This is a genomic window from Solwaraspora sp. WMMD1047, from assembly GCF_029626155.1.
Taxonomy (GTDB): domain Bacteria; phylum Actinomycetota; class Actinomycetes; order Mycobacteriales; family Micromonosporaceae; genus WMMD1047.
In genome coordinates this window covers 6,399,714-6,414,833 of the sequence record NZ_JARUBL010000001.1, presented here as the reverse complement: position 1 = coordinate 6,414,833, position 15,120 = coordinate 6,399,714, and the positions used below count along the sequence as shown (strand labels likewise).

Annotated in this window: 13 protein-coding genes; 11 read left to right on the top strand and 2 right to left on the bottom strand. The window is 72.1% G+C overall.

Translation table 11 applies throughout. The annotated features are described in order from the left end of the window. Positions 1-73: 73 nt before the first annotated feature. The gene (locus tag O7627_RS29335; protein WP_278096691.1) at positions 74-2,056 is read left to right on the top strand and encodes a cellulase family glycosylhydrolase; all 1,983 of its coding nucleotides are present in this window, start codon (positions 74-76) and stop codon (positions 2,054-2,056) included. Between the two features lie 108 nt (positions 2,057-2,164). Here the strand turns inward: O7627_RS29335 and O7627_RS29330 are convergent, their stop codons facing one another. After that, positions 2,165-2,770 carry a TetR/AcrR family transcriptional regulator gene (locus tag O7627_RS29330; RefSeq protein WP_278096690.1) on the bottom strand — a complete coding sequence of 202 codons (606 nt, stop codon included), beginning with the start codon at positions 2,768-2,770 and terminating at the stop codon, positions 2,165-2,167. A gap of 103 nt (positions 2,771-2,873) precedes the next feature. Here O7627_RS29330 and O7627_RS29325 point away from each other — a divergent pair, with 103 nt between their 5' ends. The 9 genes from O7627_RS29325 to O7627_RS29285 all read left to right on the top strand — a co-directional run bounded on the left by O7627_RS29325 (position 2,874) and on the right by O7627_RS29285 (position 12,684). Then, complete coding sequence (locus tag O7627_RS29325) at positions 2,874-3,893, top strand: hypothetical protein (protein WP_278096689.1); 1,020 nt, start codon at positions 2,874-2,876, stop codon at positions 3,891-3,893. 14 nt (positions 3,894-3,907) lie between these two features. Then, entirely contained in the window at positions 3,908-4,249 is a 342-nt protein-coding gene (locus O7627_RS29320) for a hypothetical protein (protein WP_278096688.1), read from the top strand. Positions 4,250-4,522: 273 nt separating this feature from the next. Beyond that, a complete protein-coding gene (locus O7627_RS29315; RefSeq protein ID WP_278096687.1) occupies positions 4,523-5,587 on the top strand; it encodes a BMP family ABC transporter substrate-binding protein in 1,065 nt (354 codons plus the stop codon). A gap of 108 nt (positions 5,588-5,695) precedes the next feature. Further along, a complete protein-coding gene (locus O7627_RS29310; RefSeq protein WP_278098479.1) occupies positions 5,696-7,252 on the top strand; it encodes an ABC transporter ATP-binding protein in 1,557 nt (518 codons plus the stop codon). After that, entirely contained in the window at positions 7,249-8,586 is a 1,338-nt protein-coding gene (locus O7627_RS29305) for an ABC transporter permease (protein WP_278096686.1), read from the top strand. The genes O7627_RS29310 and O7627_RS29305 overlap by 4 nt, the downstream gene beginning before the upstream one ends. Before the next feature lie 5 nt (positions 8,587-8,591). After that, the gene (locus tag O7627_RS29300) at positions 8,592-9,872 is read left to right on the top strand and encodes an ABC transporter permease (protein ID WP_278096685.1); all 1,281 of its coding nucleotides are present in this window, start codon (positions 8,592-8,594) and stop codon (positions 9,870-9,872) included. Between the two features lie 29 nt (positions 9,873-9,901). Further along, positions 9,902-10,615: a cytidine deaminase gene (locus O7627_RS29295; protein WP_278098478.1), complete on the top strand. Its 714-nt coding sequence runs from the start codon at positions 9,902-9,904 to the stop codon at positions 10,613-10,615. Continuing rightward, a complete protein-coding gene (locus tag O7627_RS29290) occupies positions 10,612-11,898 on the top strand; it encodes a thymidine phosphorylase (protein ID WP_278096684.1) in 1,287 nt (428 codons plus the stop codon). The genes O7627_RS29295 and O7627_RS29290 overlap by 4 nt, the downstream gene beginning before the upstream one ends. Before the next feature lie 159 nt (positions 11,899-12,057). Next, positions 12,058-12,684: a DUF4272 domain-containing protein gene (locus O7627_RS29285; RefSeq protein WP_347404723.1), complete on the top strand. Its 627-nt coding sequence runs from the start codon at positions 12,058-12,060 to the stop codon at positions 12,682-12,684. 36 nt (positions 12,685-12,720) lie between these two features. Here the strand turns inward: O7627_RS29285 and O7627_RS29280 are convergent, their stop codons facing one another. Beyond that, positions 12,721-13,590: a methyltransferase domain-containing protein gene (locus tag O7627_RS29280; protein ID WP_278096682.1), complete on the bottom strand. Its 870-nt coding sequence runs from the start codon at positions 13,588-13,590 to the stop codon at positions 12,721-12,723. Positions 13,591-13,672: 82 nt separating this feature from the next. Between O7627_RS29280 and O7627_RS29275 the strand changes: the two genes are divergently transcribed. Continuing rightward, positions 13,673-14,749: an adenosine deaminase gene (locus O7627_RS29275; protein WP_278096681.1), complete on the top strand. Its 1,077-nt coding sequence runs from the start codon at positions 13,673-13,675 to the stop codon at positions 14,747-14,749. Positions 14,750-15,120 lie beyond the last annotated feature (371 nt).

The window sequence follows — 15,120 nt, the reverse complement described above, 5'->3', positions numbered from 1 at the left end:
CGCCTGGTGAGCTGCTGGCGGCGAGTCCCCGTCCCGGATCGGACCGCCGCGCGACGACAAGGAGTCAAGGAACGTGTCACATAGACGTGTCTGGTGGGCCGCCACAGCGCTGGCCTGCCTTCTCGCCGGGGTGGCCGCGGTGTCCGGACCAGCCACGGCAACCGTCACACCGAGGACGGCCACCCAGCTCGCGCAGGCCGCGCCGACGAGCGACTGGCTGCACACCGACGGCAACCGGATCGTGGACGAGGCGGGCAACCAGGTCTGGCTCACCGGGGCCAACTGGTTCGGATTCAACGCCACCGAACGGGTCTTCCACGGCCTCTGGGCGGCCAACATCGAGACGGTCACCCGGCAGCTGGCGGAGCGCGGCATCAACCTCGTGCGGGTGCCCGTCTCGACCCAGCTCCTGCTGGAGTGGAAGGCCGGCCAGACCGTGAGCCCCAACGTCAACCTGGCGGTCAACCCCGAACTCTCGGGGATGAACAACCTGCAGGTGTTCGACCACTGGCTGCAGCTCTGCGAGCGGTACGGGCTGAAGGTCATGCTCGACGTGCACAGCGCGGAGGCCGACAACTCGGGCCACGTCTATCCCGTCTGGTGGAAGGGCGCGATCACCTCGGAGCTGTTCTACCAGGGCTGGGAGTGGGTCACCACGCGCTACCGCACCAACGACACCATCGTCGCGATGGACATCAAGAACGAGCCGCACGGCACCCCGAACGACCAGCAACGGGCCAAGTGGGACTCGTCGACCGATCAGGACAACTTCAAGCACGCCTGTGAGACGGCCGGCCGGCGAATCCTGGCGATCAACCCGAACCTGCTGATCCTCTGCGAGGGGATCGAGGTGTACCCGCGGGCGGGTGCCACCTGGAACTCTCCCAACACCAATCCGGACCGGAGCCCCAACTACCACTACAACTGGTGGGGCGGCAATCTGCGCGGAGTCGCGGAGCACCCGGTGAACCTCGGCGCCAACCAGGACCAACTGGTGTACTCCCCGCACGACTACGGCCCGCTGGTCTTCGAGCAGCCATGGTTCCAGGGGGAGTTCGACAAGGCGTCACTCACCGATGACGTGTGGCGGCCCAACTGGCTCTACATCCACGAGAACGACACCGCGCCGCTGCTGATCGGCGAATGGGGAGGGCGGTACGGACAGGACGCCCGGCAGGACAAGTGGCTGCACGCCCTGCGCGACCTGATGATCGAACACGGCATCCACCACACGTTCTGGAGCCTCAACCCCAACTCGGGTGACACCGGTGGCCTGCTGCGCGACGACTGGACCAGCTGGGACGAGACGAAGTACAACGAGGTCCTCAAGCCGGCGCTCTGGCAGCACAACGGCAAGTTCGTCGGCCTCGACCACCAGGTCCGCCTGGGCGGGGCGACCTCGACGACCGGCATCAGCCTCGCCGAGCGCTACGCCGACGGCGGCGAGGACGACGACACCGCGCCGACCGCGCCGGGCCAGCCGGCCGCGGGTGAGGTCACCGCGAACTCGGTGACGCTCAGCTGGGCACCGTCCACCGACAACGTCGGCGTCACCTCGTACGAGGTGCTCCGGTCGGCCGGCTCCGGGCCGGCGACCGTCGTCGGCACCGTCTCGGCGGCCACCTACCGGGTGGTCGGCCTCTCCCCGGCGACGGCGTACACCTTCACCGTCCGGGCCCGGGACGCGGCCGGGAACGTCTCCGCGCCCTCGCCGGCGCGCACCGTGACCACGGCGACCGACGGCGGCGGCGAGACCGGCGGCTGCTCCGCGACATACACGGTGACCGGTAGCTGGCAGGGCGGCTTCCAGGGACAGGTCGTGGTCCGCAACACCGGCACCGCCGCCATCAGCGGCTGGGTCGTCACCTGGACCAACCCGAGTGGGGTAGCGGTGACCTCGCTGTGGAACGGCCGGCTGACCACGTCCGGCGGGGTGAACACGGTACGCAACGAGCCGTACAACGGCGCTCTGCCGCCCGCCGGCAGTACTGCCGTCGGGTTGGTCGGCACCGGCAGCAGTGCGGTTCCGACCGGTCTGAGCTGCTCCGCCTCCTGACCGAGCGGTAACGGACGAACCATGTCCGGACGCGGTGGTCTGCCTGGTCACCAGCCAACTGACCAGGCAGACCACCGCGCCGTCACCGGCCGGTCCGGCTCCGGCGGGTCATGGCTCGCGGACCGGGACGGGGAGCAGGGTGCGGATCCCGGCCAGAAAGGTCTTCCGGTCCGGCTGTCCGACGAGTACCTGCTGCAGGGCGTACCCGGGGATCATTCCGAAGAGCACGCTGCCGACCGCGTCCACGTCGGCGTCCGCCGGGAGTTCTCCGGCGTCGCGGGCCTGCCGGGCGATCCGGTTGAAGGTCTCCCGCAGCATCGCGTACTTGCCGGCCACCATCTCGGCCAGCGTGACGTCCCGGACGGTCTCGGCCCAGACCTGCAGGGCCAGCCGGAACATGCCGTCCGGGCCGGTCTGCGCGTCGATGACGGTCAACACCCGGTCCATCGACTCGACAAGCGGGTACGGCGGGCGGTGGTCGGCGATCTCGGCCAGCGCCAGGTTGATGCCGTCGACCGTCTCGCCGGCGATGGCGCTGACGATCTCGTGCTTGCTCTTGAAGTAGCGGTACACCGCGCCCACCGACAGGTCCGCCTCGGCGATCACGTCCTGCATCGAGGTGGCGTGAAAGCCGCTGCGCAGGAAGCAGCGCCGGGCGGCGGCGAGGATCTGCTGGCGGCGGGCGGCGAGATGTTCGTCGGAGACGCGTGGCACGGAGCACATTCTAAAACGAACGCTCGTTCTTGACGACCCACGCGCCGGAGTGGGACGCTTCGATCGATTAAGAAGAACGAGCGTTCGTTTTTAGGAGCGGATGATGAGCCGAGTTCCCACCCGTACCGGATCGCCCCTGGTCCTGGCGGTGCTGCTCGCCGGGCTGGCGGTGCTGGCCCAGGCGTTGCTCGTACCACTGTTCGCGGCCCCGGCCGCGCACCTGGCGCCGCGCGACCTGCCGGTCGCGGTCGCCGGCCCGACGCCCGCCACCGCCGAGATCGCCGCCCGGATCGGCGCCGCCGACCAGGGCGCCTTCGAGATCACCCGGCTGCCCGACGCGGCCGCCGCCGACGCCGCCCTGCGCAACCGGGAGGTGTACGCCGCCTTCGTGGTCGGCCCGGCCGGTGTCGAACTGCACACCGCCCCGGCCGCCAGTCCCGCGGTCAGCAACCTGCTCATCCAGGCCGCCAGCGGTCTCGCCGGCGGGCAGCCGCCCCGGGTGGTCGAGGTGGTGCCGGCCGACCCTGACGACCCGCGCGGCGCCGGGTTCGCCGCCGGCTTCCTGCCGCTGGTGATGACCAGCCTGCTCGCCGGTGCGCTGCTGGTGCTGCTGGTCGCCGGCCGCCGCGCCCGGCTGGTCGGGCTGGCCGGCTACGGGCTGCTCGCCGGCCTGGCCGGGGCCGGCCTGCTGCAGGGTTGGCTCGGCGTGCTGCCCGGTGACCATCTGACGAACGCGGGGGCGATCGGCCTCTTCGCCCTCGCCACGGCGGCCACCGTGGCCGGGCTCGGGTCGGTGCTCGGCCGGGCCGGGATCGGTCTCGGCGCGCTGCTGGTCTTCCTGGTCGGCAACGCGCTCTCGGCGGTCGGTTCGGCGCCGGAGCTGCTGCCGCAGCCCTGGGGGGCGCTGGGCCAGTGGCTGCCGGTCGGCGCCGGCGGCAGCCTGCTCCGCTCGACGGCCTTCTTCGACGGGGCCGGCGCGGCCACGCCGCTGGCGATCCTCGCCGGCTACGCCCTGTTCGGGCTGGTCCTGGTCGGGGTCGGTCGACGACCCCGACGCGAGGTGCCGGCGGCCCCGGCGACTGTCGCCCCGACCCGGGCACCGGTTCGCCCGGCGGGCGGGTAGGGGAGGATGTCCGGGTGGAAGCTCTTCGACTCGTACTTCTCTATCTGCATCTGATCGGGTTCGCGCTGCTGCTCGGCGGCGCGTTGACCCAGTACTTCACCGGCAAACTGCGGATCAACCCGGCGATGCTCTGGGGCGCCGTCATCCAGGTGGTGACCGGGCTGGGTCTGGCCGCGCCGCTGCGGGACGGCGACGAACCCGCCCCCGCCAAGCTCGCCGTCAAGCTGCTGCTCGGGCTGGCGATCTTCGCGATGGTCTTCTTCTCCCGCAAGCGCGAAGCGGTCAACTCGGGACATTTTCTCGCGATCATCGGTCTGACCCTGGTCAACGCCGCCGTCGCGGTCTTCTGGCGCTGACCTGCCGCGGAAAAGCCCTGAATGGGGGGTTCCGCTTGGGTAGCGTCCCATTCCGGGGACCCCGTTCCAGGTGATCTCCCGCGCTCGACAGTTACGTGAGGATAACGAGCGTTCAACAGTCGTGCACGATCATCGGCCGGTGGACGGACGCGGGCGTACGCTCGGCGTCCGTAACGTGGGACGCCGGCGGGCAGCCGCAGGCCGGCTTAGGGCTGCCACCGCGCGTGTGCGGTGTGCAATGGGAAGGAGACCGTCTTGCGCGCAGTGCGTGGGATGCGATTCGTTTCGCTGGTCGCAGTGGGTGGGCTCGCGCTGGGCGCCGCCGCCTGTGGTGAGGCGCCGGAAGAGGAAGAGGGCGGCACCGCCGCCGAGCAGTACAGCGCCTGCATGGTGACCGACGTCGGCGGTATCGACGACAAGTCGTTCAACACCTCGGCCTGGCAGGGCCTGGAGGCGGCGAAGGCCGAGAACGACAACATCGACATCAAGTTCGTCGCCTCGGACGCCGAGGCGGACTACGAGCCGAACCTGACCCAGTACGTCAACCAGGACTGCGACTTCATCCTGGCCGTCGGCGGGCTGATGGCCGAGGCGACCGGCAAGGTGGCCGCCGCCAACCCCGACCAGCAGTTCGCGATCGTCGACGCCAAGCTGGAGCAGACGAACGTCTTCCCGATGCAGTTCGACACCGCGCAGGCCGCGTTCCTGGCCGGCTACGTCGCCGCCGGGATGTCGGAGACCAAGAAGGTCGCCACCTACGGCGGCATGAAGATCGCCCCGGTGACCATCTTCATGGACGGCTTCGCCGACGGGGTCGCCTACTACAACCAGGCCAAGGGCGAGAACGTCCAGGTGCTCGGCTGGGACAAGGCCAGCCAGAACGGGTCGTTCACCAACGACTTCGTCAAGCAGGACGAGGGCAAGAAGGTCAGCGACACCCTGGTCGCCCAGGGCGCCGACATCGTGATGCCGGTCGCCGGTGGCGCCGGGCTCGGCACCACCGCCGCCGCCCAGGCCTCCGGCGGCAAGTACTCCGCGATCTGGGTCGACGTCGACGGCTGCGAGAGCACACCGAACTGCCCGGCCCTGATCACCACCGTGGTCAAGAACATCACCGACGCGGTGAAGGACGCCGTGCTGCGGGCGGCCGACGGCGAGAAGCTCACCGCCGACCAGGGCACCATCGGCACGCTGGAGAACAACGGCGTCTCGATCGCCCCGTACCACGAGTTCGAGGACAAGGTGCCGGCCGAGCTGAAGTCCGAGGTCGACAAGCTCAAGGCCGACATCATCGCCGGCACGGTGACCGTCACCTCCGCGGCACAGCCGACGAAGTAAGCAGGGAGCAAACGGGTCGGGCCGCCGGGTGTTTCCCCGGCGGCCCGGTCCGCGTACCCGCCGGTGGCCTAGGCTGCCGGACATCCGCCCGCACCCGAGGAGGTCGCGCTGAGACTCGAACTGCGGGGCATCACCAAACGGTTCGGTGAGCTGGTCGCCAACGACCGGATCGACCTGACGGTGGAGCCCGGAGAGATCCACGCGCTGCTCGGCGAGAACGGCGCCGGCAAGTCCACCCTGATGAACGTCCTCTACGGGCTGCTGCAGCCGGACGAGGGCGAGATCCTGGTCGACGGCGTACCGCTGCGGATCAAGGGTCCGTCGGACGCCATCGCGGCCGGCATCGGCATGGTGCACCAGCACTTCATGCTGGTGCCCGTCTTCACCGTCGCCGAGAACGTGATGCTCGGCGCCGAACAGATCCGCGGCGGGCCGCTCGGCGTGCTGGACCGGCGCCGCGCCCGCCGGCAGGTCGCCGAGGTCTCCGAGCGTTACAACCTGCGGGTCGACCCGAACGCGGTGATCGAGGACCTGCCGGTCGGCGTGCAGCAGCGGGTGGAGATCGTCAAGGCGCTCACCCGCGACGTCGACCTGCTCATCCTGGACGAGCCGACCGCCGTGCTCACCCCGCAGGAGACCGACGAGCTGCTCACCGTGATGCGCTCGCTGCGCGACGCCGGCAAGTCGATCGTCTTCATCACCCACAAGCTCAAAGAGGTGAAGGCCATCGCCGACCGGATCACCGTCATCCGGCGGGGCCGGACCGTGGGCACCGCGGCCCCCAGCGCCAGCGAGGACGAGTTGGCCGCGCTGATGGTCGGCCGCAGCGTCATCCTGCGGGTCGACAAGGAACCGGCCCGGCCCGGCGAGCCGGTACTGCGGGTCGACCGGCTGGTCGTGGACGACGAGCGGGACTGCCGCGCGGTCGACGGCGTCGATCTGACCGTCCGGGCCGGCGAGGTGCTCGGGATCGCGGGCGTGCAGGGCAACGGCCAGACCGAGCTGATCGAGGCGATCATGGGGCTGCGGCCGGTGCTGGCCGGCACGGTCTCGCTGGCCGGCCGCCGCATCGACGGCTGGTCCACCAAGAAGGTGCTCCGCGCCGGGGTCGGCTACGTCCCCGAGGACCGCAGCGTCGACGGCCTGGTCAAGGAGTTCAGCATCGCGGAGAACCTGGTGCTGGACATCTACGACCGGCCGCCGTTCGGGTCCGGCCTGGTGCTGCGCCCGGACGCGATCGCCGAATCGGCCCGGGAGCGGATCGAACAGTTCGACGTGCGTACCCCGTCCGCCGAGGCCACCGTCGGCACCCTCTCCGGCGGCAACCAGCAGAAGGTGATCGTGGCCCGGGAGCTGTCCCGGCCGCTGAAGCTCTTCGTGGCCGCCCAGCCCACCCGGGGCGTGGACGTCGGCTCGATCGAGTTCATCCACCGCCGGATCGTGCACGAGCGGGACGCCGGCACCGCCGTCCTGCTGGTCTCCAGCGAGCTGGACGAGGTGATCGGCCTGGCCGACCGGATCGCGGTGATGTACCGCGGCCGGATCATCGGCGTGGTCGGCCCGGACACCCCACGCGAGGAGATCGGCCTGCTGATGGCCGGCGTCACCCCGGACCAGGCCGCCGAGGCGACCCCGGCCGCCGGCAGCGAGGACCAGGAGCGATGACCGAGCAACCCGAGACCGGCGCCACCGCGCCGTCGCCCGACAAGGACCCCGCCACGGGTACGCAGACCACCCGCGCCGCCGCGGCCGACAACCCGGCCGACGGCTCCGCGGGCGGCGGGTCCTTCCTGCAGCACTTCCTGCACAACCTCTGGGCGGCCAACACCTTCACCGTCACCGTGCTGGCGATCGTGCTGGCAATGCTGATCGGCGCCGTGCTGATCATCGTCTCCGACCCGGACGTGCTGGCCACCTACGGCTACCTCACCTCCCGCCCGTCGGATGCCGTCAACTCCAGCTGGACGGCGGTCAGCGAGGCGTACGCCAACCTGTTCAAGGGCGCCGTCTTCGACCCGGCGGCGATCTCCGCCTGGGCGGACGGATCGGGCAGCTGGCAGGCGGTCTTCGCGCCCATCTCGGAGACCCTCACCTACACCGCGCCGCTGGTCTTCACCGGCCTGTCGGTGGCGCTCGCCTTCCGCGGCGGGCTGTTCAACATCGGCGCCCAGGGCCAGGCCACCATCGGCGTGATCCTGGCCGCGCTGGCCGGCTTCCTGCTGCCGCTGCCGCCGGTCGTGCACCTGGTCGTGGCGGTGCTGGCCGGTGCGCTCGGCGGCGCCATCTGGGGCTTCATCCCCGGCTTCCTGAAGGCCCGCACCGGCGCCCACGAAGTGATCAACACGATCATGCTCAACTACGTGGCGGTCTACTTCCTGGCCTGGCTGGTGGTCCAGCAGGGCATCCAGGCGGAGGGCCGGACCGACGCGATCAGCCGGTCGGTGGACTCCTCGGCCCAGCTGCCCCGGCTGCTCGGTGACGACCTGCGGGTGCACGCCGGCATCCTGCTCGCGGTCGCCGTCACCTGGGCGGTCGGCTGGCTGCTCAACCGCTCCACCCTCGGCTTCGAACTGCGCGCCGTGGGAGCCAACCCGGACGCGGCCCGGACCGCCGGCATCAGCGTCACCCGGACCTACGTACTGATCATGGTGATCGCCGGCGCGCTGGCCGGGCTCGGCGGCGCCAACATGGTGGTCGGCACCACCGCCGCGGCGCTCACCCCGCTGGTCATCGCCCAGATCGGCTTCGACGGCATCCTGGTCGCGCTGCTCGGCCGGGTCCAACCGTGGGGCGTGCTGCTCGCCGCCCTGCTCTTCGGCGCGCTGCAGGCCGGCGGCAACCGGATGCAGTCGTACGCCGGGATCTCGTTGGAGCTGGTGACCGTGCTGCAGGCGCTGATCGTGATCTTCATCGCCGCGCCGGCCCTGGTGAAGGCGATCTTCCGGCTCCGCGCCGCGCGGGCCGCCCGGTTGCAGACGAGCCTGGCGAAGGGCTGGTGAGCGGCATGTCCACCACGGCTGTCGAAGAGGTCGCCGTCGCCCCCGTACGCCAGGGCTTCTGGACCCGCGACCGGAAGGTCGGCGCGGGGCTGGTCGGCGTCGGCCTGCTCGCGGCGGTGCTCTTCGGGGCGCTCGCCACCGACCAACGGGCCCGCTTCACCCTCAGCGAGGACGCCGCCGGTGCCGCGTTGTCCATCAACGGCACCTTCGGCGCGGTCCTGTTCGGGCTGGTCGCGGCGGCCGTCGGCGGCGCGCTGCTGGCCGGCGTGCCGCCCCGCTGGTTCCCGCTGCTGCTCGGCGCCGGCATCGTCGGCGTGGTGCTGTCGTTCCTGTGCTGGCAGGTCTCCGCCGCGCCGACCGGGCAGAACTTCATGCCCATGGTCAACATCCTGCGGGGCACCTTCATCCTCGCCCTGCCGCTGATCTTCGGCGCGCTCGCCGGGGTGCTCTGCGAACGCTCCGGCGTGGTGAACGTCGCCATCGAGGGCCAACTGCTGATGGGCGCCTTCGCCGGGGCGCTCTTCGGCAGCCTCACCGGCAGCGCCTGGGTCGGCCTGGTCGCCGCCGCCATCGGCGGGGCGTTCATCTCCCTGCTGCTGGCGATCTTCACCATCCGGTACCTGGTCGACCAGGTGGTGATGGGGATCGTGCTGAACCTGTTCGCGCTGGGCCTGACCGGCTTCCTCTACGAGCGGCTGATGCAGACCGACGCGCAGCGCTACAACCAGCCGCCGCGCTTCGACTCCTGGGAGATCCCGCTGCTGTCGGACCTCCCGGTGCTCGGGCCGGCGCTGTTCCGGGGCAACATCTTCCTCTACCTGGCGCTGATCCTGGTGCTTGTCGTACACGTCGGGCTGTTCCGCACCCGGTGGGGGCTGCGCACCCGGTCGGTCGGCGAACACCCCACCGCCGCCGACACCCTGGGCGTGCGGGTGCTGGCGCTGCGGTACCGCAACGTGATCATGGCCGGGCTGGTGGCCGGCATCGGCGGCGCCTCCTACACCCTGGCCCTCTACACCTTCACCAAGAACATGATCGGTGGGAAGGGCTTCATCGCGCTCGCGGCGCTGATCTTCGGCCGGTGGAGCCCGACCGGGGCGCTGCTCGCCGCGCTCTTCTTCGGCTTCGCCGACCAGCTCGGCACCTACCTCGGCGCGATCAACAGCATCATCCCGAGCCAGTTCCTGGCGATGCTGCCCTACCTCGCCACCATCCTGGCGGTCGCCGGGCTGGTCGGAAAGGTGCGGGCACCGGCCGCCGACGGCAAGCCCTACATCAAGGGCTGACCGGCGACGGGCAGGATGGAGACGTGACGATCGAGATCGACTGGGCGGGGCTGCGGGCCGCCGCCACCGAGGCCATGCGGCACGCGTACGCGCCGTACTCGAAGTTCCCGGTCGGCGCCGCCGGGCTCGTCGACGACGGCCGGGTGGTGGTCGGCTGCAACGTCGAGAACGCCGCGTACGGCGTGACGCTCTGCGCCGAGTGCGGGGTGGTCTCCGCCCTGCACGCCTCCGGCGGCGGCCGGCTGCTGGCGCTCTCCTGCGTCGACGCGACCGGTGAGCCGCTGATGCCCTGCGGCCGCTGCCGCCAACTGCTCTGGGAACACGGCGGCCCGGACTGCCTGGTCGAGGCCGTGCCGGCGCCGCTGACCATGAGCCAACTGCTGCCGTACGCGTTCGACGTGGACGACCTGGAGGCGGTCGTCGCCGACCCGGCGGTGCCGGCGGTGCCGGAACGGCTGGCCGCCTGGCGCGGCCGGGGCACCGTCTTCCTGCACCCGGACCTCTCCGGCGGTCGGCAGGTCTGGACCGGCTACTGGGAACGGTCCGCCGGCGACGACGGTTCACCCACCGGCGTCCTCGAGGAGGCGCCGAGCTGGGGCACCCCGCAGGAGGGCATCACCTGGGGGCTGGCCCGCACTCCCCGGGTGGTGGTCGTCGACGCCGACGGCGTGATGTTCTGGGCCGGCGAGGGCGAGCCGCCGCTGGAGATCCCGACCCGCTGGCCCGGCTCGGCGCCGTCATGACGGCCGGCGGGTTCGCCGCGGTCGAGGTGATCCGCACCAAGCGCGACGGCGGGACGCTCAGCGACGGGCAGATCGACTGGGTGATCGACGCGTACACCCGCGGGCTGGTGGCCGACGAGCAGATGTCGGCGCTGGCGATGGCGATCCTGCTGCGCGGGATGACGCCCGCGGAGGTGGCCCGCTGGACCGCCGCGATGATCGCCAGCGGGGAGCGGCTGGCGCTGGGTGACGTCGGGCGGCCCACCGTGGACAAGCACTCCACCGGCGGCGTCGGCGACAAGATCACCCTGCCGCTGACCCCGCTCGTCGCCGCCTGCGGCGCGGCCGTGCCGCAACTGTCCGGCCGCGGCCTCGGCCACACCGGCGGCACCCTGGACAAGCTGGAGTCGATCCCCGGCTGGCGGGCCGGCCTGACCAACGACGAGTTCATCCGGCAGCTGCGCGACGTCGGCGCGGTGATCTGCGCCGCCGGTGACCAGCTCGCCCCGGCGGACCGCAAGCTCTACGCGCTGCGCGACGTGACCGGCACGGTCGAGGCGATCCCGCTGATCGCCAGCTCGATCATGAGCAAGAAGATCGCCGAGGGCACCGCCGCCCTGGTGCTGGACGTCAAGGTCGGCACCGGCGCCTTCATGAAATCCCTCGACGACGCCCGGGAACTGGCCGCCACCATGGTCGGCCTCGGTGCCGCCCACGGAGTCCGCACCGTCGCCCTGCTCACCGAGATGTCCACCCCGCTCGGCCTCGCCGTCGGCAACGCCGTCGAGGTGACCGAGTCGGTCGAGGTGCTGGCCGGCGGCGGCCCACCGGACGTGGTGGAGCTGACCCTGGCGCTGGCCCGGGAGATGCTCGCCGCCGCCGGTCTGGCCGACGCCGACCCCGAGCGGGCGCTGCGCGACGGCCGCGCGATGGACCGGTGGCGGGCCATGATCAGCGCCCAGGGCGGCGACCCGGACGCACCGGCGCCGGTCGCGGCGGAGACCGAGCACGTCCGCGCCGGGCGGGACGGGTACGTCGCCGCCGTCGACGCGTACGGGATCGGGGTGGCGGCGTGGCGGCTCGGCGCCGGCCGGGCGCGCAAGGAGGACCGGGTCAGCGCCGCCGCCGGCGTGCTGCTGCACCGCCGGCCCGGCGATCGGGTCCAGGCCGGTGACGTGCTCTACGAACTGCGCGCCGACGACGCGGCCCGGATTCCGGCCGCCCGGGCGGCCGCGGAATCCTCGGTGCGGATCGCCGACGATCGGCCCACGGTGGCGCCGCTGGTCATCGACCGGGTCGGCTGACCGCGGCGGGGGAGCGTGGTGTCCGGCACCGGGAAGGGCTATCCTCCGTCGCCAGGGGGGACCACCCGGCCTTCGGGCCGACGTCGATTAGCAGGGAACGCTGCCGTGACCGTACCCGCTCCCGACCCCCGGGCCGTCCGGGCCGCCAATGTCGACGAGATGCGCCGGCTGCGGCTCCCGCTGCCGCCCGCGCAGTTCCCGCTGGTCTGGGAGCCGGGCGACGAGGTCGAGCTGCGGCCGACGGCCGACATCGAGGCCCGCACGGCGGTGCTGCACCTGGTGCTGGCCCGCTGCTTCGGGATGCCCGCCCAGGCGGGCATGAGCTGGCTGCTCAGCTCCCACCTGGTGGCCGCGGTCACCCCGCCCGAGTGGCAGTTCGTCGCCGGTAGCCGGGGCGACCACCGCTCGTTCGTGCTGCACCACGACGCGGTCTTCGCGCTCTCCTGGGTGCTCGGACTCACCAAGCACCTGGACCCGGAGGCGCCCACCGACGAGCGGCTGATGGAGGTGCTGCCCAACCTGCCGGCCGGCGAGACCTTCAGCCAGTGGCGGTCCCGCACCCTGGCCGCCCCCCGCGACGCGGCGGAGGCAGCCGCCCTGCTCGACCTCTACTACTGCCTCGACTGGGGATACCTGGAGGTCGAGCGGCGCGGGGAGGCCCGGCCGGGCTTCCTGGACGCCAACGCCATCGGGCAGCGCCGGTGGGCGCTGGAGTGGGCGATCATCTTCCACGGGCCCTACCACGACCCCCCCGCCGGTTGGGAGGAGATCGACCTGTCCACCTGAGACCGGCGGCGCCCCCGGCCCCCGCCGGCTCCACGGTCAGCGCGGCCGGTAGACGGCCAACCGGATCGAGGCGGTCGCGACAACCGGCTCCGGCAGTCCGGCCAGCCGGTCGGAAAGCCGGTCCGGGTCGGCGTGCCAGGCGCTCGGACCCATCCCGACCAGCGTCCGCACCTCCGCCCGGGACAGCGCGAGCCGCCGCCGGTACGCCCCGAAGCTGGCCAGCTCGAACCGCCCGGCCAGGCTGTCGGCGACCCGGGCGGCCTTGGCCGGATCGACCCGGAGCAACTCCAACGGCCCGACCAGCTCGCCGAGGTGGTCGGCGGCCGGGGTGACCACCAGCAGCGCCCCGTCCGGCCGGAGCACCCGGTGGAACTCCGGGCCGTTGCGCGGGGCGAAGACGTTCAACACCAGCCCGGCCGAGGCGTCCGCGAGCGGCAACCGGGCCCAGGTGTCGCCGCGTACCGCCGAGGCGCGGGGGTGGCTGCGGGCGGCCCGGCGCAGCGCCGGCTTGGCGACGTCCACGGCCAGCCCGACCGCGGCCGGCAGCGCGTCGAGGACGGCGGCCAGGTGCCGACCGGTGCCCGCCCCGGTGTCGACCACGAACGCCCCGGTCGGCGGGATCATCACGGTGGCGGCGCGGGCGAGCACGGCGGAGATGAAGTCGTAGTGACCGGCGTCGAGGAACTCCGTCCGGGCGGCCACCATCTCGGCGCTGTCGCCGGGCGGAACGGCACGGCCGGCGGTGAGGTCGGCGTACCCCTGCCTGGCCCGGTCGAAGCTGTGCCCGCGCGGACAGCGCAGCGGCCCGGCGGCCGGAACCGACGGCCCGGCGCCCGGCCCGGGCGTGGTCAGTGGACCCGCGCAGACCGGGCAGCGCAGATGCCGCAGCACCTCTGCCCGCACCATGACCTGAATACTGGCACGCCCGCCGGACCGGCGCCGATGCCGCCCCGGCCGGCGTCGACCGCCGGGCACTACTGTGCTGGACATGGTGGCAATCGGATACGACGAGATCGTCAGGGCGCCCAAGGCGTTGCTGCACGACCATCTGGACGGTGGGCTGCGGCCCGCGACAATAGTCGAACTCGCCGCCGAGGTGGGCCACGAACTGCCCGCCACCGACGCCGACGGACTGGGCCGGTGGTTCGTGGCCGCGGCCGACTCCGGGTCGCTGGAACGGTACCTGGAAACCTTCCGGCACACGGTGGCGGTCATGCAGACCCCGGGCGGGCTACGCCGGGTGGCCGCCGAGTGCGCGCGCGACCTGGCCGACGACGGGGTGGTCTACGCGGAGGTGCGGTTCGCGCCCGAACAGCACCTGGAGAAGGGCCTCACCCTCGACCAGGTGGTCGAGGCGGTGCTCGCCGGGTTCGCCGACGGGGCGGCCGAGGCGGCCCGCGCCGGCCGCCCGATCCGGATCGGCACCCTGCTCACCGCGATGCGGCACGCCGCCCGCTCGCAGGAGATCGCCGAGCTGGCCGTCCGGCACCGCGACGTCGGGGTGGTCGGCTTCGACATCGCCGGCGCCGAGGCCGGTTTCCCGCCGACCCGGCACCTGGACGCCTTCGAGTACCTGCAGCGGGAAAACTTCCACTTCACCATCCACGCCGGGGAGGCGTTCGGGCTGCCCTCGATCTGGCAGGCGATCCAGTGGTGCGGCGCCGACCGGCTCGGGCACGGGGTGCGGATCGTCGACGACATCACCCCGGGCAGCCCGCCGACGCTCGGCCGGCTGGCCGCGTACGTGCGGGACAAGCGGATCCCGCTGGAGCTCTGCCCGTCGTCGAACGTGCAGACCGGGGCCGCCGCCTCGATCGCCGAGCATCCGATCGGGCTGCTGCGGGACCTGCGCTTCCGGGCCACCGTGAACACCGACAACCGGTTGATGAGCGGCACCTCGATGTCCCGGGAGATGGCCCTGCTGGTGGCGGCGTTCGGGTACGGCTGGGCGGAGCTGCAGTGGTTCACGATCAACGCCATGAAGAGCGCCTTCATCCCGTTCGACGAGCGGCTGGCCATCATCAACGAGGTGATCAAGCCAGCGTACGCCAAGCTGATGGCCTGAGCCGGCGACAACGGATCGTGATCGGCGCGCCACCGGTACGGCCACGATCGGGCGCCTGTTCGGCGCCGGAAAACTGGCGATCCGGTCAGCTGCGCGCCGTCCGCACGTCCATTTGCCGGTTCGCGCCGATTCGAGGTCGAGTGGGATCGCGGTCGCGTCCAGGTCGCGCGGTGGTCTCGGTACGGCCGCGCCGGGCCTGTCGCCTGGTCCGAAAACGGCGCCCACCGGTCCGCATGAAACGCGTAAACCGGCACTTCGCCCTTGCCGTCCCGTTCCGGTGCGGCAACGGATCCAGGCCCCGGACGGTCGCCGCTGTCAGCGGTCGGACACCTGGCGGTCGCATCCGCCGGACCGGAGGGCGTAGGGTCGTC